The following is a 23118-nucleotide window of genomic DNA, read 5'->3' on the forward strand; positions in this document are numbered from 1 at the left end:
GCGCTCAGCGCACCAGATAGCCTCCGTCGACACTCAGGATGTGGCCGTTCACGTAGTCGGAGGCGCGGCTTGCCAGAAACACCGTCGCCCCCATGAGGTCCTGGGTCTGGCCCCACCGGTTGGCTGGGATGTGGTCGAGCACGCGCTGGTTGGTGTCGGCGTTCGCCCGGGTCGCCGAGGTGAGCTCGGTGGCGTAGTAGCCCGGCGCGATGCCGTTCACCTGAATCCCGAACTGCGCCAGCTCGTCGCAGTACGCCTTGGTGAATCCGGCGATGCCGTGCTTGGTGGCGGCGTAGGCGGGGGACCACTGGCCGCCGAGGAAAGTGAACACCGAGCAGATGTTGATGATCTTGCCGCTGCCCTGCTCGATCATCAACTTGGCACACTCGTGGGACATCTCGAAGGCCGCGGTGAGGTTGAGAGCGACCATCGGGTCCCACTGGGTGCGGGTGTATTTGGTGACGTCAGGCTCGTTGATGCTGCGACCGGCGCAGTTGACGAGGATGTCGACGCTGCCGAATTCCTCGACGCAGGCGTCGACGACCCGCTTGGGGTTTCCGTCCGCGGTGATGTCCGCCATGAGATAGCCATACCTCGCGCCGGCTTCCTCGACGAGGGCGCCGGTGGTCCCGTCGTCGGGCATGATGCTCACGGCAAAGACGTTCGCGCCGGCCTTCGCCAGGGCCAGGGCGAATGCCTGGCCGAGCCCGGTGTTGCCACCAGTGACGATGGCGTTCTTGCCGGCGAGTGAGAAGAAGTCCATCTGGAAGCCAGAAATGGTGGCGTCAGTCATGCGTATTCTCGATTTCTCTTTGTTCTGGGGTCTGCGCGGGTGCGTCGGAAGGCACGGCATCGCTGCCGGCCCGCCGCAACACCCGCGCCGGAACCGATGGCTACTTGGTGAGCGGGAAGATGGTTCCGCGGTTCATGATCCCGTTCGGGTCGAACGCGGATTTCAGAGTCTCGAGCATGTACAGCGATGAGCCGTACTCCTCGGCCAGGAAATGAGTGCGGTGTTTGCCCACACCGTGGTGGTGGCACATCGACCCGCCCAGCTTGAGGGTCTCCTCCACGATGATGTTCTGAATCGGGTCGTGGTAGGTGGCCCGTTCCTCAGAAGGATCGACGTCGATCTTGTAGTAGTAGACGAAGTACATGTTGGTGCCGTTGAGGTAGCTGTGGCTGGAGTGGCCGCCGAGAAGGCTGAAGTCCGCCGGGATCTCGCTCCGAATGCGGGCCATCGCATTGGTGTAGATGTCGTGGATCACGCTCCAGTTGCCCGAGATCTCCGTGGTGAAGCCGTTGATCAGGGTGTCGCGAATCTCGACCCGTTCCTCCTCGATCTTCGAGACGTCCCAGTTGAGGTTGTCGAACCAGTCCGCAATGAGTGTGTCGTCGACGCGCTCGGCGGAGTCGAACGAGGCCACGATCTCTTCGATGGCCGTTCCGGTGGCGTCGGCGATGGGCTTCGGTCCCTCGGCGACGAAGATGAGAACGCAGCGGCCGTCCGAGAAGTGCTTGAAGTGGAAGAGTCCGTCTTCGCGGTCGTAGAGCCGAGCCACGGACGGTCGGTAGCCCTGGGTGATGACCTCGCGCAGAATCTCCAAGCCCGTCTTCATGTCGTTCAGCAGGTAGCCGTAGAAGCGGTTGTTCTCGGGGTAGTAGCGGAAGATCTTCACGGTCACTTCGGTGATGAAGTTGAGGGCGCCCTCGTTGCCGATCACCAGGTGCCGGATGTCCGGTCCGGCCGCGCGCCGCGGTACGTTCTTGATGCGGCAGATTTCGCCGTTGGGAAAGACCGTTTCGACCCCGACGAGCATGTCTTCGATTCCGCCATACAGGGTGGAGAACTGCCCGATGGAGCGGGTCGCGACCAGGCCTCCGTATTGGGCCAGGGGCTTGGACTGCGGTGAGTGCCCGGTCGTGTAGCCGATCGCGCGGAGCTCGTTCTCGAGATCCTCGAGGCAGACTCCGCACTGCACGGTGGCGAGCATGTTGGCCGTATCGATGTTCAGAATCTGGTTCATGCCGGAACCGTCGACGACTATCGAGTTCTCGACGACTGTCTCGAGGCCGCCCTCGGTGGCGGATCCGCCCGACTTCGCCACGACGTTGATACCGTTGGCGTTCGCGAACACCAGCACCCGCGCCACCTCCTGCGGCGTGCGGGGCTTCACGACCGCCGCGGGCAGCGGCAGCGCGTAGATTCCGAAGATGTTCTCGACCTTGTAGTAGCGATCCGCGCTGTTGTCCTTCAGCGTCTGCTCATCGGTTATCACCCGATCGCTTCCGAGAATCTCGACGTAGGCACTGACGATCTGCTCACGCGTGAGGGGCGTCACTTCGACTGATTCAGTTCGTTCTCGGTGTTCCGGGTTCCTGGTGTTGAGCACGATGTCCGCCTGTTCGTGGGTTAAAAACAAAAAACAGCGATCCCCTCGAAAGGGAGTCGCTGTTCTCTAAGTTTTGAGCAACAGTTCCGGACAAAGCCGGAACGGGTATGAAGTTGTAGGTTTCGCGGAAGCCTAGCACGGCCACTGACGAGGACTCCCGGCGGCTCCCGGCGATCGGCCCTGGAACACGCCGGGTTCATCGGGCCTAGTCTGGGAGCGGCTGGCCGCCGAAGAGACCAGTGTCTCCGATGCCGGATCGCACGTCAGCGGGATCTTCAACGAAGGAAGTGGAAGCGTGCCAGTAACGCCGAGCAGAGTCCGCCCCAGGGCCGACGAATCGTCGAGAATCGACGGCGTCCTGTCGCTCCATCCCGTTATCGCGAGCATCAAGGACGAGGATGGGCTGAGGGCGGTCATGCATGCCCCGTGCCCCGTCGTCTTCGTGCTCTTCGGATCCGTGATGACCATTCGCGGCATTGTGGCAGCCCTGAAGGACGCGGGCAAGACGGTCTTCGTGGATGTCGATCTGCTCGATGGATTCTCGAGCAAGCCGATCACGGTTGACTTCCTGAAGGCCCATACCGAGGCCGACGGCGTGCTCAGTTCGAAGTCCATCATGGTGAGGGCGGCGAAGGCTGCTGGTCTCCTGGCCGTTCATCGACTGTTCCTTGTCGATTCGTTCAGCTACAACAACGTGTCCAAGCAGGTGAAGATCTCGGAGCCGGACGCCATCGAGATACTGCCGGGATGCATGCCGCGGGTGATCGGGTGGGTACGGAACGACACCGACATTCCGCTCATCGCCGGGGGACTGGTCTGTGACAAGGACGACGTCGTGGCCGCCCTGGGCGCCGGGGCCAGCGCAATCGCGTCGTCGAACCGCGACGTCTGGCTGATGTAGAGCGGCAGTCAGGTGACCGTGATTTGCGCGTACATTCCAGCCTCGTAGTGGCCGGGCAGGTTGCAGATGATCTCGTAGCGGCCGGGACGCAGGGTCACGGTGACCCAGCCGATCGCGCCGGGAAGGATTCCCTCGCCGGACCCCTCGGCGCAGCTCGACGACGCCTCGCCCACGCTCGCGGATTCGTTCACCGTGCCGTCGTCGCCGATCTGGCGGGAACCGGCGAGTTCGCCTCGTGGCAGCGGAAGGATCACGAGTTCGTGGCTCACGGTTCCGGTGTTCGTCGCGACGAAGGTCACCCGCCCCGCCTGAACGGTCGCGCGGTCGGAAATCAGTCGCATGGCGCCCGCTCCCATCCCGCCCGCCATCGGCGCCCGGCGCATCCCCCGGTTGACCAGCGTGGCGTTCACCACCGTGCCCGAGGTCGATGTCGGCCCGGCACAGGGTTGCCCGAGCCGCGCGCTCGAAGGATCGGTCGCCGTGAGAAGACCCACCGTGACCAGCGAGCCGGCGGTGAGCAGCACCGTCGCGACCGCGCTCCACAGCAGCACGCGCCCACTGACCGCTGTCATTCCTTACGCCTCAGCGCCGCGCGACGCGCCGTGAACTCCTGCTCATCGATCTCGCCGCGCGCGAATCTCTCGTTGAGGATGCGCTCGGCGTCCTCGTGCACCCGCGCGCCCGGCACATCTGCGTGGGTTCTCCGCGTGAACAATGTCACGAAGACCGCCACGACGCCGCCCCAGAACAGCAGCATCACGAGTCCCATGACGATCCAGCCCACGACGCCCCACTGGCTTCCGAATCCGTACATCATGTCGCCTGCCTCCAGGTTCGACGCTACGGCGACGGGCCGAGCGGCACCGGGACTTAGGCCCCGCGACAACCCCCCGGAGCGTGTGGTCGGGTCGATGAAACGGCGGTCCTCACCGTGGCCGCGGCCGAAGCAGGTGGGCCGCCTCGCGCAGAGCATAGAAGACGATCACGAGCCCGGCGGCAGGATCGGCCCACCACCAGCCGACCAGTTGGTTGAGCGCGAGCCCCACGAGCACGGCCACCGCCAGCAGCCCGTCGATGAAGGTGACCGAACCTTCGCTCACCAGCACCGGGTTGCCCAGTGCCAGGCCCGTTCGTCGCTTGGCGAAGGCCAGCGCGAACATCACCACCGCGGTCACCGCGGTCCAGGCGATTCCGCCCACGCTGGGGGTGGCGTGGTGCCCGTTGAGGATGGCGACGAGCGACTGCACGAGCAGATAGCCGGCCAGGCAGAGGAACGCGATCCCGATGATGCGCAGTGCCCGGCGCTGCCGCGCCTCCCCGGTGCCCCGGAGCTCCCAGATCACGACGGTGCTCGCCCCGATCTCGATGAGGCTGTCGAGTCCGAACCCGGCGAGCGCCACCGACGAGGCGCGAACGGCCAGCACCGCAAGAACCGCGAGACCGACGACGTTCCAGGCCAGCGTCGCCCATTCGAGGCCGAGCCCCCGGCGTCGCAGCGCGCTCGTCATGTCGGTCGGGCTGGAGTGTGGCATCAGCCGATTCTGTCAGCTTCGCGACCCTGCGTGGCCCGGCGCCTCCCGCCGAACCGTCCGGACGATTAGTGTCTGTGCCATGATGACCAACAGCATCCCGCGATTCATCGATGTTGCCTACACGATCGGCGTCGTGGTCAAGGGAATCGATGGGGCCATCGAATTCGTGGTGGGGCTCCTGCTCCTCGTGGCGCCCGGCCTGGTGCACAGCGTGCTTTCCGCGGTGGCATCCGAGGCGCGGGAGGGGAGTTCGGCCACCACCAGGCTCATCAGCGACTACGTCGCCCGTCTCGACTCACAATTGGCCCGAAGCGGCCTCGCCTTCCTCATCGCGTTTCTTCTCATCCACGGTGTCGTCAAACTCGTGCTCGTCTACTGCCTTCTTCGCAAATTCCACCGGGTGTATCCGATCGCGATCGGCGTGCTCGTGGTGTTCCTCGCCTATCAGGCCTATGCGTTCGTGACCGCGCCGAGCATCGGGCTGGCCATCTTCACGGTGCTCGATGCGCTGATCATCTTCTTCGTCTACCGGGAGTACCGCCAGATCAGGCCGCCGAAGAGCCGCACCGGATCGGAGTCCGCGTCGCGGCCGGTGAATTAGCATGGGGGACGGCGACGACTCGCGGTGAGATCGTCGCGAAGGAGCAGTGTGCCACAGAATCACGGACGAGACGCGGCCCTCGAGGGCACCCTCGTCGGCGATCGCTACCGCATCGAGAGCCTGATCGGTCGCGGCGGGATGGCGTCGGTCTACCGGGCGCGGGACGAGTCGCTCGGTCGCGCGGTAGCGCTCAAACTCTTCGACAGCAATGCCACGGATGCCGAGGCGCTCAGGCGGGAGACCTCCGAGATCCGGCTGCTCGCCTCGCTGAACCACCACGCGCTGGTCACGCTGTTCGACGCCAACGTCGAGGGGGACCGGTCTGATCAGCGCGCCTACCTCGCGATGGAACTCGTGGATGGGCCGACCCTCCGGGCCAGGATCGAAAACGGCCCGGTGGCCGAGTCGGACGTCGCGGCCATGGCCGCCGACCTCGCCGAGGCGTTGCACGTCGTTCACGACCGGGGCGTCGTGCACCGGGACATCAAGCCGGCCAACATCCTCCTCGCCCCCTCTCCGGTGTCGAACCGGGAATTCCGGGCAAAGCTCGCGGACTTCGGCATCGCTCACCTCATCGATTCGACGCGCCTCACGACCCCGGGCACCGTCGTGGGCACGGCGGCCTACGTCAGCCCGGAGCAGGCCAAGGGGGAGGCGCCGGGCGCCCCCACCGACATCTACGCCCTGGGTCTGGTGCTGCTCGAGACGCTCACGGGCACCCGCGAGTTCCCCGGCTCGATGATCGAATCGCTCGGCGCTCGGCTCGCCAGGGACCCCGTGGTACCGGCGAGCCTCGGAACCGCGTGGGTCCAGCTGCTCACGGCAATGACGGCCCAGAGTCCGGCGGAGCGTCCGTCCGCGCTCGAGGTCGCCGAATCCGCCCATGCCATCGAGCGCAGCGCGGGTTCCCAGCTCGACCGCAGCGACACCGTGGCCTTCGCCACAGCCCAGGACGGCCTCGACGCTGCCGACTACGCGCCGACGGCTCTGATGACCGACGTGCCGACCGCCGTTCTCGGCGGCCACACTGCGCCGGCGGCCGCCGTCCAAGCCCCCGGCGATACCGGCCAGCGCACCGAGGTCATGGGTCGCGAACCGATGCCGCGCCCTCGACGACGATTCCCTCGACGCGTCCTGGCGGTGGGTTTCACCGTGCTCGCGCTGGCGGCCGTCGTGGTCGTGGTCCTGCTGTTCGCCCACGGCAACCCCGCTCCGGTTCCGACCGCGTCCCTGCCCTCGGTGGGCGGCCAACTCGACGCGCACCTTCGCCAGCTTCTCGCGAGCGTGACCAAGTGATGGGCGCCCGCCGAACGCGGATGCCGGTTCTCGCGGCAGTGGTTCTCGTCAGCGTGATGCTCGCCGGATGCGCGCCGACCACCGATCTGAGCAAGGATGCCGCGTCGTCCCTGCAGGCTTCCGTGCGGCTCATCGCCGGGCAGGCCGCCTCGAGAGACTTCGCGGCCGCACTCGCCTCGCTCGATTCGCTGCAGAGTCAACTCGACGGGGACATCGCCGCCGGACTCGTGAGCCGCGACCGCGGCGCGCGGATCCAGGCCGCCATCGACCTGGTGCGCGCTGACCTCGGGCCGAGGGCCACGCCCACCCCCTCACCGACCCCGTCGCCCAGTCCGACCAAGGACAAGGGACCCGGCGGCGACAAGGGACCCGGCAAAGACAGGGGACCCGGCAAAGACGGCTAGGGTCTCCCTCGCCGGGGGGACCTTTGGCACTGTCAGGACGTCACCGGGCGGTGTCACGGTAGCCCGATGGAGTCCATCGCCGCGGTCCACGACTGGCCACCGGCATCCCGTGAGCAGGCACCGAAGGAGCTGAGGTCCCGTTCGCGGATGCTCAAGGTGTTCGCCACTCGGCTTGCCGCGTGCAAGGGCCCGGCCCTCCGGCAGGCGGCAGCCCAGATCTTCCTTCTCGAGAGCGACCTGGCCCGGAATGTGGTGGGCGCGCTTCGCATCGACGCAGAGGCGATCGAGGCGATCGACGTTCATCCCCTCGGACGAGTGATGATCGTCGCCGGCCCGCAGGCCTCTACGCTGCGAATCGCCGTGCATGTTGCCGCCTGCGCCGCCGCGGGCAACTCGGTCTCGCTGGCACTCACCAGCACTCCGAGCCGACAGACCCTGGAGCTGGTCGATAGCCTCCGAGCGCTCGGTCTCGAAGTCCTCGACTGGGCGACGCCGGATTCCGACGGGAGATGGGCGGCCCTTCCGGATGACCTCAACGTGGCGATTCTCACGCGCACTCACGTCTCGGTCGAGAGTCAGCCACCGGTGAACTGCCCGGGGGACTGCGGCGAGGTGCGCTCCCGCACGGCAATGATTCGCTTGTACAGCGACTCGCTCAGCTACCGGGTGCCGATCATCGTGTGCGCACCGATCGACCCCGCCTGAGCGGTCAGGCGAGCGGGAAGACGATCCTGGTGCGCCACTTCGCCGGGTCGGTTTCGCCGTCGGGGCCCACGAGATACTCCTCGAACATGTCCTCGGCGGGAGTGAGCTTGTGATCGGCGATCCACGAATTGATCTCGGCGTAGGTGTCAGCGAGGGTGTCGTAGGACCCGACATGGGTTGCCTCCACCGCGCTGCCGCCGGGGAGGGTGGCCACGACGACTTCGCCAGCCGGGGCAACCTGATTCGAGACCGGGAAGCCGGCGGTCACGTCGATCGTGCCTGTCGGCATCCCGTGATAGAGGGTAACGGGAGGGCCGGCGGGGAACGCTCCCTGCTTGCCCATCTCGGCTGCGGCCTCCGCGAAGGCACGCCCGAAGAACTCGGTCATCTCGTTCATCGGAATGACCTCGTGCACGCCGCAGATCGTGCGCGGCTCAAGCTCGACTCGTGTGACATTCATGCTGATGCTCCGCTCCCGTTCACCTGCGGCACGGCACCGATCGACGCCGATGCCCTCCAACCTAGGCCGGCCGCCGCATCACCACGAGGGACCTTCGGCCCCGATCACCGCCGCTGCCGGAGCGGTCAGAGTGCCGCGTGAGGCGTCGCGAGTGCGAGCGCGACCGTCGCGAGCCCGGCGAAATCGGCCGTCATCTCGAGATCGGTGCCGCGGAACTGCGGCTTCCCAGACGCTCGCGCCACCAGCAGGATCGACTCCGCCCGGTTGGGGGCGATGAGCGGCACGACCATGCCGGGCCCAAGCGTCCCCTCCCGCAGGATGCCGAGTCCGGCCTCGGAGCAGTCGTCGATCAGGATCGGGTGGCGCCCCTCGAAGATGCCGTGGGCACGCGCGCCGGGCACCGGGAGCACTGCCGCGTCGAGGGCGTCTTCTTCCAGCCCACGAACGGCACTCACGACGAGCGAACCGGTGACCTGGCTCACCTGGAGAAGGGCCACGAAGTCCGCGTCGGTCAGCGCGATCAGCCGGTCAGTGAACAGATCCATCGCCTCGCTGTCGGCACTCGTCACGAGCGCGGAGGCCACCTCGGCGGCGGTCGCCGTCCAGTCGCGACGGACACGCAGCTCCTCAAGCACGCGACCGTGGTCCGCAGCAAGCGCCACGGCCGCCGCCCACTCCTCGAGAATCCTCTCGTCACGGTCGCCGAACAGCCCGGACTTGTGGTTGCAGAGATACAGACAGCCGAGAACGGAGTCGCCGATCGCGACCGGCACTCCCAGCAGGCTCTCGACCGTGCGGCGCTCGGCGATGGAGCCGGATGTCGTGGCCGGGGGGCTTAGCCTGATCGGCATCGGATTGTCGAGAACGAGGTCGACGATTCCCAGTGGCGAGTCGAGGTTGCCCGCCGCGTCAACCTGCTCGGCTCGGGCGACCGAGACGAACTCGGTGAGCACACCGTCCGGCGAGAAGAGCGCGAGGGCGCCCGAATCGGCACCCCCGGCGTCCACCGCTGCGGTCACCAGCCGTCTCAGCACAATGCGCAGCGACGCGCGATCATCCGAGGCAGCTTCGATCGTCGCCGAATCGAACCGGGCATCGGCGCCTCCGGTAGTGGCGACCCCACCAGCGGATCGACGGCGGGCACGGTCGTCGGTCTCGGCCAACTGGTTCGTCACGACTACTCCCGCCCCTGGGCACACGGCGCCCCGGTAGTCAAAGCGACCGGGGTCTGGGGTTGCTCTTCTCCAGAGTACGTCCCACTTTGGGGGGGCGCTAGTGCCACCTCGCGCGCTAGTTTCGAATCTATGTTCGAATTAGCGTAGGCTTGTCGCGTGACCATTTCCCTTCAAGCCTCCCTCTTCGACGTCGCCGATGCCGCAGCGGCTCTCGAACCTCTCCCGGGCACCGTGAGGCGGATCACCCTCGAGCACGGGGCATGGATCGACCTCCGACCGGGCTGGGTGGCCAACTCCGATGAGCTCTTCGAGCGCCTCGTCGACCGGGTCACCTGGAAGGCCGACAGTCGACAGATGTACGACCGGGTCGTGGCGGTGCCCCGACTCGTGTCATGGTTCGGCTCGTCGGCGTCGTTCCCCGATCCGCTTCTCGGCGAAGCACTCATCGCTCTCAACGACCACTACGACGCACCAGAAGAGCAGGTCTTCGAAACCGCCGGCCTCTGCTTCTACCGCACGGGTGACGACAGCGTCGCCTGGCACGGCGATCGGGTCGGCCGCGCCATCGATCGGGACACGATGGTCGCCATCGTGTCGGTCGGCGCCGAGCGGACCCTCTCGGTGCGACCGCGGGGTGGGGGCGAAACCCAGCGGTTTCCGCTCGGACACGGCGACCTCATCGTGATGGGCGGCAGTTGCCAACGCACCCACGAACACGCGATCCTCAAGACGAAACGGGCCGTCGGGCCGAGAATCAGCGTGCAGTTCCGCCCGAGATGGTCGCGGGCGGGCGCGCCTAGTCGGGGCGTGTCTCAGTAGCTCGGCTTGACCCTGATCTCGTTGTGCACCGAGGTGACATGGGGTGAGCGCCAGGCCGAGAGGGACGCCTGCCTCTTCTCGGCCCACGAGCGCACCTCGCCGGTGATCGTGGCCACGGTTCCGTCGATCGAGACGTGGATGTGACTCGCGTCCAGTTGCGCGTTGCGCACGATGGCCCGGCGGATTCGCTCCTCCGTGTCGGATGCCGACGGTCGTCTGCTCAGTTCGATGCGGCTATCGAGAAATCGCACGCCCGGAAGGTGTTCGACGGCTCGCCGCGCGCCTTCCCGCTCGTGGTTCCACTCGACCTCGCCCTGGAGCGTGACCGTGCCATCCCGCACCTCGACAGTGATCGCTCCGGAAGGAATCGTCGTCTCGCGCGCGAGAGCATCCAGCACGGCGTGAGCGATGTGGGTGTCGCTCTGGACAGCCTCCGCGGCGAGATCGACGGTGAGATCGTCCGCCACGCTCAGAACGCCCCGAACTCCCATCGCGGCCTCGGTCGCGGCGATCCGCTCGGCAAAGCTGCGCACCTCGCCGGTGAGGGTCACCACGCCGTCGTGCACCGACACGCCGATACGGGCGGGATCCACTTCCGGCGTCCAGAGCAACTCCTCCTCGACCTCCTCTTTTACAGTGAGGTCGTCGCCTGCCGGGGAATCGGATGGGGTGGTCATTCGGCAATGATGCGCGCGAGAGCCGTGGACGCGTAGGGGACAAAGACCCGAGGTTCCCTTTTCACCGAGGCGAGATCATCGCCGGTTTCGCGGGATGGAGGAGACAAGTCGAACGAGGTAGATCACCGCGCCGGCCAGGGTGACGAGCGCTCCGAGGCGATAGACCCAGAGCAACACGACGACCACCAACGAGATCGGCGACGCCACGCTACCCCCTACATCCGGAGCGGGGCGCGCGGTCACGGCGAGGACCAGAACGAGCGCGCCGATGGCTACCGTGGCGAGCATGGAGATCCAGGCCAGCCGGGGCAGGCGCACCTTCGAGAGGAGACGCACGGCGACGCCGAGCGCGATCACGCCCAGAAGGGCGAGGCCCCCTCGAGCGGGTCGATCAGGCCGAGAACCAGCAAGGGAATCGCCACGACCGCGAGCACCACGGCGGTGATCCTTCGAGGCCTGCTGGGCAATTGCGTGCTCGACAGGGGTGGGGTCATGGGCCAAGGTTCGCATTGGCCATCGGGTCGTGGAGAGTCGAAGGTCCCTCCACCCCCGGGCACGGCGAAGCATGGTTAACGCCGCAAGCACCCCAACGGGTCGCGGACGATCGAGAACCGGGTGCCGATCAGACTCAGGCCATCGTGAGCTCAGCGGGCCGGCCCGTGGTGATCTGTCGTAGCTCTTGCCTGGCGTCGTGTTCGACCAGCACCGGGATGTACTCGCGGATCGGATTGCCGTCGAGGGCCTGGTGCGCCTCACGCACGGCACGCTCGACCTCGTTTCGTCCGAGGCGGGGGAACTTCTCGGCGAGACGATCGATGACCACGGCCACGGCCTCGGCCTCTCTGTCGGCATCCATTCGCTAATTCTGAACCCATATCCTGATGGCGTCAAAGCCCGGATTGTTGCACCGGCACGGGCCGCCCAGAGAGCCCCACCCGCGTCAGCGGCTCGATGTGCCCGCGCGCCGCGCATCAGGATGTTCCTCGGGGAGGGCATGGCGGTCCCCGCCCCTCAGCAACGCCAGGTTTCTGGCCTCCCAGTCGCGCAGCGCGCGCCGCTGCGGCTCGACCGCCTTCCATTCGGCACAGACCGCGGTGGACTTGCCACAGGTGCACGACGTGCCTGTCGTGTCGGCGTCCCGATGCAGGCACTCGATCCGCCACAGCGCGGCCATGATCCGGTCGTTAAGTCGCTGGGAGAGCTCGATCTTTCGTTCCGCCCGACGGATGACCTCGGTCTCGACCAGGCCGCGCGCGCCGCCGAGGTCTGAGCCCTCGAACGAGTCGGCGATGGATCCACTGAGTTCGGCAACCCGCGCGCGAAGTTCGGCGATCTCGGCATCCGCGGCACGCCGTGCCGCGGTCGCCTCGGCGACGAATCGGCCGTGCTCTTCCACGGCCTCGCCGTACAGTTCCGACCACATCGCCACGTGATCCGCGTCCCGCTTCTCGGCCTTGTCCCCACCGAAATGCCGTGTACAGAAGGCACAGACCACCTGGTCGGTCGGCGAGGCGAACCTGAACGGCTGAACCATGCGGCAGCAGCGACACTCCGCGTCGATTGCCACATGGAGTGGATATGAATGAGGCACCTGGGCTCCTGCCGGCATGGTTCGCTGGGAGAAGCGTATCGAGACCGGGGGAGGAGCGTCGCAACCCGGCCCCTAGGATCAACCCCATGGAAGGCTCGATGGATCGCGCTCGCACGCCGGACGACCTGCTGTCCGGCCCGCGCGGGCGACGGCTCTGCCTCGCCGTGGCGGAACTTCTCGGCCCGGGGGTTCGTGCGGCCCTGCCCGTGTTCGCTGCCGCGCCGCTCGCCGACGAGGTGCGGGAGGCCCTCGCCGCGCTGCTCGGCGAGATCGACCCGACGACGATTTCGGCCCTCGAGGAACGCGGAGACAATGGGCTCTGGGGCGCGCTAGGGGAGACCACCGAGGTCGCACGCTACTGGCAGGAGCCAGACGAGAATCATGCGATTCTCGCTCAACCCACGATCCTCGCCGCGCTCCGTCCCGTCGCCGAGGCCATCTGCGCCGATCCGCGCACTGCCTGGTGGGCCAGCCCGATGGACACGCGCCGGCAACGGCACGTGCGCTGGCTGGACGACTCGCCGTCCGTACCCCTCGCCACCGCCGGCGCCGCCGGGAGGCTCGCGTCCTGGAGGGCGGCGACACTCACCGACGAGCGTGAGAGCGCGACACGACCATCGGATCCGACCGCCATGGTCAGCGGCCAGTGGTGGTCCATCCCGGCGCTGGTCGGCCTCCCCTCCACGACCAGCAGCCGGCCGGGTCTCGCCGCGATCGGCCTCGCGCTGGTCGAGGACGGCTTGGGCTGGCAAGAGGCCCTGGTCACTCCCGTGGCGGTTCGGCCCGGCATCCGCGTCTACGAGATCACCGGGGCAGCGGCCTGGTCGACCCTGGCCACGCGGTACCCCCTCGACCTGAGCCTGTCGCGACGACACGACTGGTGGAGGACCACGGGCGAGGCGACTCGCTGGGTGATTCCGGATTGGGAAGCCGTCTCCCACGACTTCGACGCCGTGCACCTCACCGTGTGGGGGTACCTGTGCGCAGCCGGGCGAGCAATCGTCGCTGGCGAGGCCAAGACTGTTCTGGCGGGCTGGGATCCCGACCGCACCTATTGGCTCACCGACGTTCTCGCTGGCGAACTCCCGGCGACCGAGTGGCATCGGACCGTTGGCCAGGCGTTGTCCTGGAGCCCGGCCGGCACCGAATAGGCGGACCAAAGTCCCGGCAGACGTGCCGACGGCGGTCTTACGGTGTGACTGAGTCGACGACGCGCGTCGCCTCCTCTACCCGAGGCGGGAGTGGCGATGACTGCCGTGGCCGGCGAATGGATGCTCGAGGGTGTTGCCGTTGTCGAGGTCTCGAACACGCTCTGGAAGATCCATGACTTGCGCGGCGCGGACCAGGCGGCACGCCAGTTGATCGGGAGCGTCCGCAAGATCGGCAACCTCTATGGCGCGAGTTCGGTCCGTTTCCCGTCTGAGCGACCGTATTTCGACGACTTCGACCGGGCTGTCCGCTACGTGGTGCGGCTGTCGTCGCTCGACGATGCGCAACTGACGGGCAGTGGGTCGGTCGCACCGGCCTAGCCGAGCGAGCCGCGCTCCCTCCGCCGGTGGGTCAACGGATGAGGTCCGAGCCGTGCGTGGAGCAGTGAGTGCCTAACCTGATCGTTGAGCTGCGACGCGACTACGCGCAGCAGCGGGGCCGACAGGGCCGGCACCGGGGCATACGGATGCTCGGGATCGGGGAATTCTGCACTTTGCGATGAAAAGACGTCGGGTTCGTCTCTCATGGTCGCTGACCTCCTCACGGAAACTCGTCAACCTGTGACGCCTATCGTGCCACCAACGTCCCTTCTCCGACAGGGACTTAGGACACCGTGGCCGGCCGACCGGGCATCGATGGATCCGCGCGACGCGGCCCGGTCGGTTCGGGACTTTCGGCACATCGGCGAGTCGCGCGGGATGGCACTCTGGCCGAAGTGGCGCGGAGCCCGCCACCCCCGGACACCGCGGCCGGCCGGCGCCGACCCGAACGACACCGGCCGGCCGCGGCACCGCCCCGTGCGCAATCGGCCTCAGAGGGACCTAAGCCCCTAATCGGTCGAGCGAAGTCCGCCAGGATCGAAGGTGCCCGGCTGAGGGAGCGTTTGCGTCCGTTCGGCCACATCTCCCCAGACCCTCGGAGTGGAGCGAACAATGGACCTCAACTCGTGATCGGCCTGGCGCGGACGATGCTCGCCGAGACGTCGGAGGATCGCGCCAGGACGACGAGGAACACCCGGCCGGTCTGCATCCATCACGGCGGTCGCAAATTCGTCGCCTCGGCGGAAATGGCAGGGATCTTCCTGCATCACGCCCAAGGACTCATCGACGATGGTGACGCTCAACTCGTGCCGCTGCTGCATCGCGAGGGTGTGGAATTGCTCCTGATCTCGGCCACCACTCCGCTCTCGGTGCATTTCGCCGCGCCGAACTAGCCCCGCGGCCCTAGGCCGGGAGGCCACCGATCTCGCCCGGTGGGCTGGTGATCGTGGAGGGCGTGCTCGTTCCGGCGACCGTGGCGTTTGGCGCACCGCACTCCACCGCGCCTCTGGCGGTGATCGGCTGGCGCCTGCTCCAGTACTGGCTGCCGATCCCGCTGTCGCTGCTCGCCTACCTCTCGCTCACGCTCGACGGAGCTGGTCGCCGGCGCCGGTCACGGCCGAGCTCTCCGCCGCAATGAGGTCGTAGTCGACGCCGCCATCGACAGTCTCACGCTCGACGAGCAGTGAGGACAGCAGGTCGAGAACCCCGCGGTGGGCGGTGATGAGTTGGATGGCGCGGGCCTCGGCCTCCCGAAGCAGTCGAGCCACCTCGCCGTCGACGGCGGCCTGCGTGTCGTCGGAATACGGCCGATCGAAGAACGAACCGCTCCCATTGTCGGCGTGTGAATAGCTCACCGGACCGAGGCGCGGCGACAGGCCGAACTCCCGCACCATCCTCGTGGCCAGGGCTGTCGCCCCCAGCAGGTCGTTGCTCGCGCCGGACGAGCCCTGGCCGAAGGCCACGATCTCGGCCGCCCGGCCGCCGAGCCGCACGGCCAGGTCGTCGGTGAGATAGTCCTGACCGTACAGGTGGCGCTCCACCTCGGGCAGCTGATGAGTAGCGCCCAGGCTCTCACCGGCCGGAAGGATGGTGATCTTGGAGACAGGGTCGGCCCGGGGGCACAGCGCTGCCACGAGGGCGTGCCCGGACTCGTGAACGGCGATCGCCTCCTTCTCCTCGGGAAGCAGCACGGTCGAGTTGTCTCGGCGTCCCAACACCAGACGATCCCGGGCGGCATCGAAGTCGGCCTGGGTGATGCTGTCGCGGGAATTGCGCACGGCCTCGATCGCCGCCTCGTTCGCGAGATTGGCCAGATCGGCTCCCGAGAAGCCGGGAGTGCCGCGCGCGATCACGTCGAAGTCCACACCCGTCTCGATCGGCTTGCCCAGGCAGTGGACCATGAGGATGGCCCGTCGTTCGGAGACCATCGGCAGCGGCACGCTGATCCTGCGATCGAAACGCCCCGGGCGAAGCAGGGCGGCGTCGAGCAGATCGGGCCTGTTCGTGGCGGCCAGCACCACGACGCCACTGGCGGCGTCGAAGCCGTCCATCTCGGCCAGCAGCTGATTGAGCGTCTGTTCGCGCTCGTCATTCGAGACGAACGACGAGGTGCCGGATCGCCGCTGACCGATCGAGTCGATCTCGTCGATGAAGACGATGGCCGGAGCGCGGGTGCGGGCCTCCTTGAACAGGTCTCGCACGCGCGAGGCGCCAACACCCACGAACATCTCGACGAAACTCGATCCGTCGACGGAGAAGAACGGCACCCCCGCTTCGCCGGCCACCGCCCGCGCCAGCAACGTCTTGCCCGTGCCCGGTGGGCCGACCATGAGGGCACCGCGGGGGATCTTCGCCCCCAGCCTGCGATATCGATCCGGCGTGCGAAGAAAATCGACGATCTCCGAGACCTCGGCCTTCACGCCCTCGTATCCCGCGACATCCGCGAAGGTGGTCCTGGGACCGGTCGACTCAAACAGCTTGCCCTTGGACCGGGCGAATCCGAATAGTCCCTGGGCGTCCCCCTGCGACCTCGCCATTCGCCACCATAACCAACCGAGCACTACGAAGGGAAGCAGCGTGAAGGCCCATCCGGCGAGGGTCGACCAGATCGACGAGGTCGCGGCCGGAACGGCGGTCACGTCCACCTTCGCCGCCTTGAGCGTCTCGAGGAGGGTCACGTCGACGACCGGGATCGCCGTGGTGAACAGGGTGCCCGCCTTCATCGTGCCTGCGGCCGCGCCATCTGCCGAGATCGAGACATCGGAGACCCTCCCGGCCTCCACGGCCGTGAGGAACTTGGAGTAGCTCAGGTTCTCGGCGGAGGATCCGGGCAGGGCGATCGAGAAGAGGTAGACCCCTGCCGCGATCAAGACCACGGACAGCGCCACCCAGCGGATCCACTGGTGCCTGCCGAAGAAGCCCGGCTTGCGCTGGTCACTCGAGTCGGGGGCATCCATTGTTCAAGAGTGGCTGCAGGCGTGCGGCAGGGTATGGTCCAAAGTCCTCCCATTGCGCCGCACCGGGCGCGCTACCAGCCGAGCGGCGCGCCATCCACACGCGTTTCTCCGGAGGTTCGGTTCACGGAGGCCCGAATTGCCGCCTAAAAGCCCGACTTCGGCCAGTTGAGCGGCAACCCTCCGGAGAAACGCGCGGGCGGGACCTATTAGGCGAGGCCGGGGAGGTCAGCGGGCGGTGCCGCCGGCGGTCTCGTACGACCACAGTTCGCTGCTGACACCCACGTGCGCGGGAGCCGGCCCGCCGGATCGCTCGGACTCGCTGCGATGACCGTGGCCGAACGCGGGGGAGTTCACCCAGGACTGGAACGACTCCTCGTCTGACCAACGGGTCACCACGAGCCAGGTGGTGCGATCGTCGGTGGGTTTGAGAAGTTCGAAGCCCTCGAAGCCCGGCCGATCGTCGACGGCGCCGGCACGGGCGGCGAATCGTTTCGCCAACTCGTCCCCGCTGTCGCTGGGAACCGTGATGGCGTTGATCTTAATGACAGTCATGGGACTTCTTCCTTGCGTCGGTGCGGGGTGGTAGCACCATGCTGGCATCGCCCGCTGCGAGTTTGGTGGCGATGGCGGCCCACCATTGACAATTGGTCGCGTTCAGCGCGATACTCGGCAGTATTCGGGGGACGGGGTTTCCTTCGGACCGGACCCACCACCTGTCGCGACCTCACGCCGGCTGCGACGCCGCAGCATCCGTTTGCCACTGGTAGTGAAGGGGATCACTGTGCAGGCTGCATTCTTCGGGGAGACTGGGCCGATTCGCATCCCGGTTCCAGGGAAGTCAAGGGGCACGGGCGACCGGCCGACAGACGACGATCCGATTCCCGCACACCCGGAGGCCCGAATGCGGGCTCGGTCGACGACCGAGCCCGCACCCGTCCTCCACGAGGACACGCCGTGACAGACCCGAACTGGCTCGGCGTGCACCAGTATTCAGTATTTGTTCACCTCCACGCAACTGCTGGTTAATACCGCGGCCGACCTGCGGTGATCATGATCCCCAGATCGCGTCAAGGATCTTCATCCGCATCGCCCTCACCGCGGGGATCAACACCGAAACGACGGCAACGGCGACGAGCACGGCGAGGTTCCTGGCGGCCTCCTGGGCATCCAGAACGAGGGTGACCGGTCCGTTGGGAAACTGAAACGGGTGGTTTTGCACGAACGGTGTGAGGGCGAAAACGAACACCGCCAGGCCGACCAGGGTGCCGACTATCGCGTTCACGACGGTCTTGATCACGTAGCTGCCGACCATCGCCGTGGCGGTGATCCCGATGGCCCGCTCGATGCCGATCTGCCTCCGCCGATTGACGAGATCGACATAGGTGATGATGAACACGGTGATGGCGGCGACGGGCAGAGACATCGCTCTCATGATGTTGTTGATGAGGTCGAAGGTGTCGATCTGGTCCTGGATGGCCGCCGTCAGTTGCTCGGGAGTCTGGAGGTTCAGCCCGTCTCGCAGCGGGTCGAGGCGGGACTTCAGCTCGACGGAGGAGACCCCGGCGTCGGCCTTCACGTAGATCGCCGTCGCCCGATCGGCGACTCTCGGCAGGATCGCCGCCGCCGCGGCATCGGTGATGAACGCTCCCTGGTCCGAGAGTGGGAATCGGTTCTGGTAGATGCCCCGCACGATGAATGGGCGGGTCACCCCGCCCGTGAGGGTGACGGTCACCGTGTCGCCGGCGTGCACGGTCTTGAGCGAGCGGGAGTAGGTGCGCTCGCGGGTCCTGTCGGCGCCCGCGACATCCACTCCGAGGACGATGCCCGTGGTGTCGGTGCCGCGGAGGAATGATCCCTCGATGAGGTGGTCGGGAGTCGTGAAGACACGGCGGTAGCGAGCCGGATCGATGGCGTCGACCGACCACGCGTTCGACTCGCTGCCATGGCTGATCTGGGTCCCCACGCGCGTCGTGGCGGTCGCCGCCCGCACTCCCTTCGTCCCCTCGATCTCAGCGAGCAGTGCCTCCCGATTGTCGATGGTGCCGGATCCCGCGGATGCCGTGATCACGAGGTCGCTCGTGACGGTGTTGATCACCTGGCCGTCGATGGTGCGCACCGCGCCCCGGATGAGCGCCGGCAGGAAGAGCACGTCGACGAAGATGAGGGCCATCAGCAGGATCGTCATGGCGGTGACGCCGAAATTGCCGCGCACGAGCCCCTTGAACGCCAGGAAGAAGGCGACCCTGAGGGAGCGTCCCAGCCGCATCATCCGGCGGCCTCCGGCTCGTCCACGAGCTCGCCGTCACGCAGGTGGATCGTGCGCGAGGCGTACCGGCCGTCGTCCGGATCGTGGGACACAAAGAGGATGGTGACGCCCAATTCGGCGTTCAGACGAGTGAGGGTCTGCATCACCCCCTGGCCGGAGACGGAGTCGAGGTTCGCCGTCGGCTCGTCGGCGTAGATCGCGGATGGCTCGTTCACGAGGGCTCTCGCGATGGCCACGCGTTGCTGTTCGCCGCCGGACAACTCCTTGGGACGGTGCGCGACCCGCGCGCCGAGACCGACGAGTTCGAGCAGACCGCGCGCCCGAGACCGATACTGCCCGGCGTTCCTCCCGCGCATCATCGCGGGCAGAAACACGTTCTCCTCGGCCGTGAGCTCCGGGATGAGCGCATACTCCTGGAACACGTAGCCCAGACGGCCGAGACGAAGTTCCGATCTGCGCCGCTCGGAGAGGGACACGACATCGACTCCGTCGAACACCACCCGTCCGGCGGTCGGCTTGTCGATCAGGCTGAGCTGGCGCAGGAGCGTGCTCTTGCCCGATCCGCTTCGACCGTTGATGCACACCATCTCACCGTCGTCCACGGCGAACGAGACGTCTCGCAGGGCGGTCACCTTCACCGTGCCGAGGGTGTAGACCTTCGAGACGTTCTCGACTCGGATCATGCCTCATCCCCTCGCGCCGACCGCGGCGGGGTCACTGAGCGACGCCCGATGCCCCTAGGTTACGAACGCGCGGTGCCCGACGCCCAGAGCCGAAAGTCCCCGCCGGGTGGCACGAGCGAGTCGCCAGACCGGGACTAGTCGCCCTCCACCACGGGAATGCTGCCCGTCAGCTCGTCTGGCAGCTCGAGGGGCCGTCGGCTGAAGTACCTGCTGCCCTTGCGCCAGAACACGATGATGGGCACGACGCCCAGGGCGAGAGCGCCGAGACCGATGACAATGACGATCGTGGGCAACGAAGGGATCGACACCGCGAAGATCCAGGTCATGAAGATGGCGCCGATGGCGGGCCACAGTCCGATGAAGATGAAGTTCTTCACCGACTTGAAGATCACATTGCGGTAGGCGACGACAACCGCGATTCCGGCCAGCGCATAGTAGAAGGCGATCTGAAGCCCGATGGAGCTGATGGCGTCGCTGAGAATCGTGCCGACACTGCCCAGGAAGTTCGAGCCGATGAACAGCACGACCGACACCCCCGTGACCACGACGGTGGCGAACGCCGGTGTGCGCCACTTCTTGTGGGAGCGACCGAATGCCTTAGGGATCGTGTGGTCGCGTCCCATGGCGAACAGGGTGCGGGTGACCTGGATGAGCGTCGTCTCCAGGGTCGCGATTGTCGAGAGCATCACGGCGAGGATGAGCAGCTTGCCCCCGATGCCCGGCCAGATTTCGTCCCCCAGCACGCCGAGCACGTTGCCGCTGTTCGCCTGGATCGTCTTCGCCGGTAGCACCTCGAGGATCGCCACCGTGAAGACCTCGAAGAGCAGGAAGACGATGATCACGCCGACGATGCCGCCGACCCCCGAACTCTTGTGTCCGTTCTTGGTTTCCTCGCCCAGGTTGGAACTCACGTCCCAGCCCCAGTAGTAGAACGCGGCGATCAGGGCAGCCGCCACGAACGCCCCCGTGCCCTGAAAGTGGCTGAACCCGAGCCAGCTCCAGGAAAAGGACGGACCGGCGTGTGAGCCCGTTGCGGCGTGAACGATCGCGACCACGGCGAAGATCGCAAGAATCGCCACCTCGACCGTGGACATGATCCACTGCGCCCTGGCCGTGATCCGAACCCCGACCAGCACACACGCGGCCATGATCAGGAACCAGATCGCGCCGACCCCGGTCACCAGGGGAACGTTGCCCGTGCTCTCCGGGCTGAACAGGGAGACGGTCGCCGCGCCGGCGGGCAGGGCACCGGCGACCATGAAGATCGTCGCGGACACCACGACCGCCCAGCCGGAGAGAAAGCCGAGAATCGGATGCAACGCGCGGCCCACCCACGAATACGCCGCGCCGGCGTGCACGTCCGCCCTGCCCAGATAGGCGAACGCCCAGGCGATGCCGAGCATCGGCAGCCCGCACCAGAGCAGCGCAGCCGGGCTGGCGAGCCCGGCGGCCGCGACGAGGGCGGCGGCGGTGGCTGCGATCGAGTATGCCGGAGCGCTGCCCGCGACTGCCATCACTATCGAGCCCGCAGCGGAAACCCCGTCGGCCAGAAGGGTGTGCTCCGGTTCGGTCACCTGGGTCGGGCCATTGTTCGTCATGTGTTTCTCCGTCACGTCGTCGGGATTGAGATCCATCGAGAAGAGACGCTAGCAGTCGGAATGCGCCATGACGAGGACGTTCGGCCCCCAACGGGCAAGCCTGTGAGGGCTCTCAGAAAGGAGTCGGGTGTGGGCAGAAGGCCCAGCATTCACTGGGTCTGATGCGCGATCGCCACCGGTTCGAGCCCCCACCGCGGGTAGAGCAGCGGCAACGCCATCGGCAGGCCGTAGACGATGGCGTCCGACCGGTGGCCGACCCCCTGTCCGACGAATCGCGCGGTCGTCATCCCGGCGGCCTTCGCCGCCGCCTCGGCCGTCGCGCCCTCGGGCCCGTAGTAGGAGTCGGCCGACCCGTCGGTGAACACCGCAAGAGTGTCGGTGTAGCGGTTCGCCTTCATGATGGTGAGCGGCTGTTCCGCGGTGTAGGCCGCCGCATCGCCGCCGAAGCCCAGGCGGATCGTCGTGGCCACACTGCCGAGCGACGGACCGATCTCGCCGGAGATGTCGACGATCGATCCGAAGACGTCGGGATGCTTTGCCCCGAACGAGAGCGCGCACTCGCCCCCGTTGGAGTAGCCGCCGACAGCCCAATTCACTCGACCGGTCGCCACATGGAGGGTCGAGCGCACGTAGTCCACCACGTCGGTCATGACATAGGTGTGCACCCTTCCCGCCGGAGAATCGATACACAACGGATTCTTGGTGGGGCTGCCGATCTGGTCGACGGTGAGTACGATCGGGCCGAGTCCGCGGTGGGCGGCGGCGAACTGGTTGAGGGTCGGGAGATAACGGGTGCTGCTGTCCGGGCCGCCGGGTTGGCCCATCATCAGGATGAGGACGGGCAGCGGCGGGGGATTGGCGACGAGGGCCGCGGGCGGAAGGTAGAGGTAGGCCGGACGGGCGGCGAATCCGGAGGCGGTGGCCGGGATCACCACCGTGCCCATCTTGCCCACGGCGGGCATGTCGGCCGGCGCGTGCCAGATCTGCCAGAGGGGTTTCGGCGGACCGGGGGTCGCGGATGCCCGCGGCGTAGGTACCGGCCTGGGCACCGCGAGGGCGGGAGCCGTCTGCACCCCGAGCAGGGATGCGAGAGTCGGGTTGAGCCCGTAGCCCGCGTTGATTCCCACGGCGGCCGTCACCACGAACAGGGCGATCGAGGCGGCCGCGATCACCTTCCGCCACCATCGGCCCCTGCCGAGGTTCACGACGGCGACACCTATCCCAGCGAATGCGCAGACCACCCACGCACGCGTGTCCGGGTCGAGCGGCAGTCCGAAGACGTTGAAGACGACCTCGGTGAGCACGAGCACGAGCACCCCGACCGCCGCGCCACCGGACGCCCCGATGGCCACGATGATGGCCCAGCGACGCACCGGGTGGGCCCGGGGAACCCTCTGCCCGAGGGGAATCGCCCGCGACACCCGGCGAAACACCAGATACGCCAGGGCGAGCAGGCTCGCCACGACGAAGCCGAGGACGACTGGTCCGTCGATGATGTTGATGTCGAGAAACGACCCCATTCGAGAGAATT

Annotated in this window: 27 protein-coding genes; 9 read left to right on the top strand and 18 right to left on the bottom strand. The window is 67.1% G+C overall.

The genetic code is table 11. The annotated features are described in order from the left end of the window. Positions 1-4 precede the first annotated feature (4 nt). Together ACHZD8_RS15270 and ACHZD8_RS15275 are read right to left on the bottom strand one after the other, a co-directional pair. Positions 5-793, bottom strand: a complete 789-nt coding sequence (locus ACHZD8_RS15270; protein WP_394771283.1) for an SDR family oxidoreductase — start codon at positions 791-793, stop codon at positions 5-7. A gap of 100 nt (positions 794-893) precedes the next feature. Beyond that, positions 894-2342, bottom strand: coding sequence for an FAD-binding oxidoreductase (locus ACHZD8_RS15275; protein ID WP_394771284.1), 1449 nt, complete (start codon positions 2340-2342; stop codon positions 894-896). 346 nt (positions 2343-2688) lie between these two features. Here ACHZD8_RS15275 and ACHZD8_RS15280 point away from each other — a divergent pair, with 346 nt between their 5' ends. Then, complete coding sequence (locus tag ACHZD8_RS15280; protein ID WP_394771285.1) at positions 2689-3294, top strand: glycerol-3-phosphate responsive antiterminator; 606 nt, start codon at positions 2689-2691, stop codon at positions 3292-3294. A gap of 8 nt (positions 3295-3302) precedes the next feature. Here the strand turns inward: ACHZD8_RS15280 and ACHZD8_RS15285 are convergent, their stop codons facing one another. From ACHZD8_RS15285 to ACHZD8_RS15295, 3 genes are all read right to left on the bottom strand, one after another. Further along, on the bottom strand, positions 3303-3866 hold the full coding sequence (locus ACHZD8_RS15285; RefSeq protein ID WP_394771286.1) for a sulfocyanin-like copper-binding protein: 564 nt from the start codon (positions 3864-3866) through the stop codon (positions 3303-3305). Beyond that, on the bottom strand, positions 3863-4111 hold the full coding sequence (locus tag ACHZD8_RS15290) for an SHOCT domain-containing protein (RefSeq protein ID WP_394771287.1): 249 nt from the start codon (positions 4109-4111) through the stop codon (positions 3863-3865). The genes ACHZD8_RS15285 and ACHZD8_RS15290 overlap by 4 nt, the downstream gene beginning before the upstream one ends. Before the next feature lie 109 nt (positions 4112-4220). Next, the gene (locus ACHZD8_RS15295; protein ID WP_394771288.1) at positions 4221-4826 is read right to left on the bottom strand and encodes a cation transporter; all 606 of its coding nucleotides are present in this window, start codon (positions 4824-4826) and stop codon (positions 4221-4223) included. A 79-nt stretch (positions 4827-4905) separates the two neighbouring features. Between ACHZD8_RS15295 and ACHZD8_RS15300 the strand changes: the two genes are divergently transcribed. The 4 genes from ACHZD8_RS15300 (at position 4906) to ACHZD8_RS15315 (ending at position 7832) form a co-directional block, all read left to right on the top strand. Then, entirely contained in the window at positions 4906-5427 is a 522-nt protein-coding gene (locus ACHZD8_RS15300; protein WP_394771289.1) for a DUF2127 domain-containing protein, read from the top strand. Between the two features lie 48 nt (positions 5428-5475). Then, on the top strand, positions 5476-6723 hold the full coding sequence (locus ACHZD8_RS15305) for a serine/threonine-protein kinase (protein ID WP_394771290.1): 1248 nt from the start codon (positions 5476-5478) through the stop codon (positions 6721-6723). Next, complete coding sequence (locus tag ACHZD8_RS15310) at positions 6720-7127, top strand: hypothetical protein (protein ID WP_394771291.1); 408 nt, start codon at positions 6720-6722, stop codon at positions 7125-7127. Before ACHZD8_RS15305 ends, ACHZD8_RS15310 begins: the two co-directional genes overlap by 4 nt. A gap of 66 nt (positions 7128-7193) precedes the next feature. Continuing rightward, positions 7194-7832 (top strand): hypothetical protein, encoded by a 639-nt coding sequence (locus ACHZD8_RS15315; protein WP_394771292.1) that lies wholly within the window; start codon positions 7194-7196, stop codon positions 7830-7832. Between the two features lie 4 nt (positions 7833-7836). On the opposite strand, the gene ACHZD8_RS15320 is transcribed toward ACHZD8_RS15315, so the two are convergent. After that, on the bottom strand, positions 7837-8292 hold the full coding sequence (locus ACHZD8_RS15320) for a GyrI-like domain-containing protein (protein ID WP_394771293.1): 456 nt from the start codon (positions 8290-8292) through the stop codon (positions 7837-7839). A 125-nt stretch (positions 8293-8417) separates the two neighbouring features. Continuing rightward, positions 8418-9467, bottom strand: a complete 1050-nt coding sequence (locus tag ACHZD8_RS15325) for a GAF domain-containing protein (RefSeq protein WP_394771294.1) — start codon at positions 9465-9467, stop codon at positions 8418-8420. A gap of 156 nt (positions 9468-9623) precedes the next feature. Here ACHZD8_RS15325 and ACHZD8_RS15330 point away from each other — a divergent pair, with 156 nt between their 5' ends. Then, positions 9624-10286, top strand: coding sequence for an alpha-ketoglutarate-dependent dioxygenase AlkB (locus ACHZD8_RS15330; protein WP_394771295.1), 663 nt, complete (start codon positions 9624-9626; stop codon positions 10284-10286). On the opposite strand, the gene ACHZD8_RS15335 is transcribed toward ACHZD8_RS15330, so the two are convergent. The 5 genes from ACHZD8_RS15335 to ACHZD8_RS15355 all read right to left on the bottom strand — a co-directional run bounded on the left by ACHZD8_RS15335 (position 10280) and on the right by ACHZD8_RS15355 (position 12497). After that, a complete protein-coding gene (locus tag ACHZD8_RS15335) occupies positions 10280-10963 on the bottom strand; it encodes a BON domain-containing protein (protein ID WP_394771296.1) in 684 nt (227 codons plus the stop codon). The two genes, ACHZD8_RS15330 and ACHZD8_RS15335, sit on opposite strands and share 7 nt — an antisense overlap. Positions 10964-11038: 75 nt before the next feature. Continuing rightward, a complete protein-coding gene (locus ACHZD8_RS15340; RefSeq protein ID WP_394771297.1) occupies positions 11039-11320 on the bottom strand; it encodes a hypothetical protein in 282 nt (93 codons plus the stop codon). Then, positions 11317-11457: a hypothetical protein gene (locus tag ACHZD8_RS15345; protein ID WP_394771298.1), complete on the bottom strand. Its 141-nt coding sequence runs from the start codon at positions 11455-11457 to the stop codon at positions 11317-11319. Before ACHZD8_RS15345 ends, ACHZD8_RS15340 begins: the two co-directional genes overlap by 4 nt. Positions 11458-11591: 134 nt before the next feature. Continuing rightward, positions 11592-11819 (bottom strand): three-helix bundle dimerization domain-containing protein, encoded by a 228-nt coding sequence (locus ACHZD8_RS15350; RefSeq protein ID WP_394771299.1) that lies wholly within the window; start codon positions 11817-11819, stop codon positions 11592-11594. 84 nt (positions 11820-11903) lie between these two features. Beyond that, the gene (locus ACHZD8_RS15355) at positions 11904-12497 is read right to left on the bottom strand and encodes a hypothetical protein (protein WP_394771300.1); all 594 of its coding nucleotides are present in this window, start codon (positions 12495-12497) and stop codon (positions 11904-11906) included. 155 nt (positions 12498-12652) lie between these two features. On the opposite strand from ACHZD8_RS15355, the gene ACHZD8_RS15360 reads away from it, so the two are divergent. The 3 genes from ACHZD8_RS15360 to ACHZD8_RS15370 all read left to right on the top strand — a co-directional run bounded on the left by ACHZD8_RS15360 (position 12653) and on the right by ACHZD8_RS15370 (position 14976). Next, positions 12653-13705 (top strand): hypothetical protein, encoded by a 1053-nt coding sequence (locus ACHZD8_RS15360; RefSeq protein WP_394771301.1) that lies wholly within the window; start codon positions 12653-12655, stop codon positions 13703-13705. Between the two features lie 96 nt (positions 13706-13801). Then, positions 13802-14083: a hypothetical protein gene (locus ACHZD8_RS15365; protein WP_394771302.1), complete on the top strand. Its 282-nt coding sequence runs from the start codon at positions 13802-13804 to the stop codon at positions 14081-14083. 626 nt (positions 14084-14709) lie between these two features. Further along, the gene (locus tag ACHZD8_RS15370) at positions 14710-14976 is read left to right on the top strand and encodes a hypothetical protein (RefSeq protein WP_394771303.1); all 267 of its coding nucleotides are present in this window, start codon (positions 14710-14712) and stop codon (positions 14974-14976) included. A 186-nt stretch (positions 14977-15162) separates the two neighbouring features. On the opposite strand, the gene ftsH is transcribed toward ACHZD8_RS15370, so the two are convergent. The 6 genes from ftsH to ACHZD8_RS15400 all read right to left on the bottom strand — a co-directional run bounded on the left by ftsH (position 15163) and on the right by ACHZD8_RS15400 (position 23107). Beyond that, entirely contained in the window at positions 15163-17040 is a 1878-nt protein-coding gene (ftsH, locus tag ACHZD8_RS15375; protein WP_394771304.1) for an ATP-dependent zinc metalloprotease FtsH, read from the bottom strand. A 225-nt stretch (positions 17041-17265) separates the two neighbouring features. Beyond that, positions 17266-17592, bottom strand: coding sequence for an antibiotic biosynthesis monooxygenase family protein (locus ACHZD8_RS15380; RefSeq protein WP_394771305.1), 327 nt, complete (start codon positions 17590-17592; stop codon positions 17266-17268). Positions 17593-18088: 496 nt separating this feature from the next. Further along, positions 18089-19309, bottom strand: a complete 1221-nt coding sequence (locus ACHZD8_RS15385) for an ABC transporter permease (protein ID WP_394771306.1) — start codon at positions 19307-19309, stop codon at positions 18089-18091. Next, a complete protein-coding gene (locus tag ACHZD8_RS15390) occupies positions 19306-19989 on the bottom strand; it encodes an ABC transporter ATP-binding protein (protein ID WP_394771307.1) in 684 nt (227 codons plus the stop codon). The genes ACHZD8_RS15385 and ACHZD8_RS15390 overlap by 4 nt, the downstream gene beginning before the upstream one ends. A 134-nt stretch (positions 19990-20123) precedes the next feature. Next, on the bottom strand, positions 20124-21623 hold the full coding sequence (locus ACHZD8_RS15395; protein WP_394771308.1) for an APC family permease: 1500 nt from the start codon (positions 21621-21623) through the stop codon (positions 20124-20126). 113 nt (positions 21624-21736) lie between these two features. Beyond that, entirely contained in the window at positions 21737-23107 is a 1371-nt protein-coding gene (locus ACHZD8_RS15400; protein ID WP_394771309.1) for an alpha/beta hydrolase, read from the bottom strand. Positions 23108-23118 lie beyond the last annotated feature (11 nt).

It is taken from the genome of Lacisediminihabitans sp., from assembly GCF_043726815.1.
GTDB lineage: Bacteria > Actinomycetota > Actinomycetes > Actinomycetales > Microbacteriaceae > Lacisediminihabitans.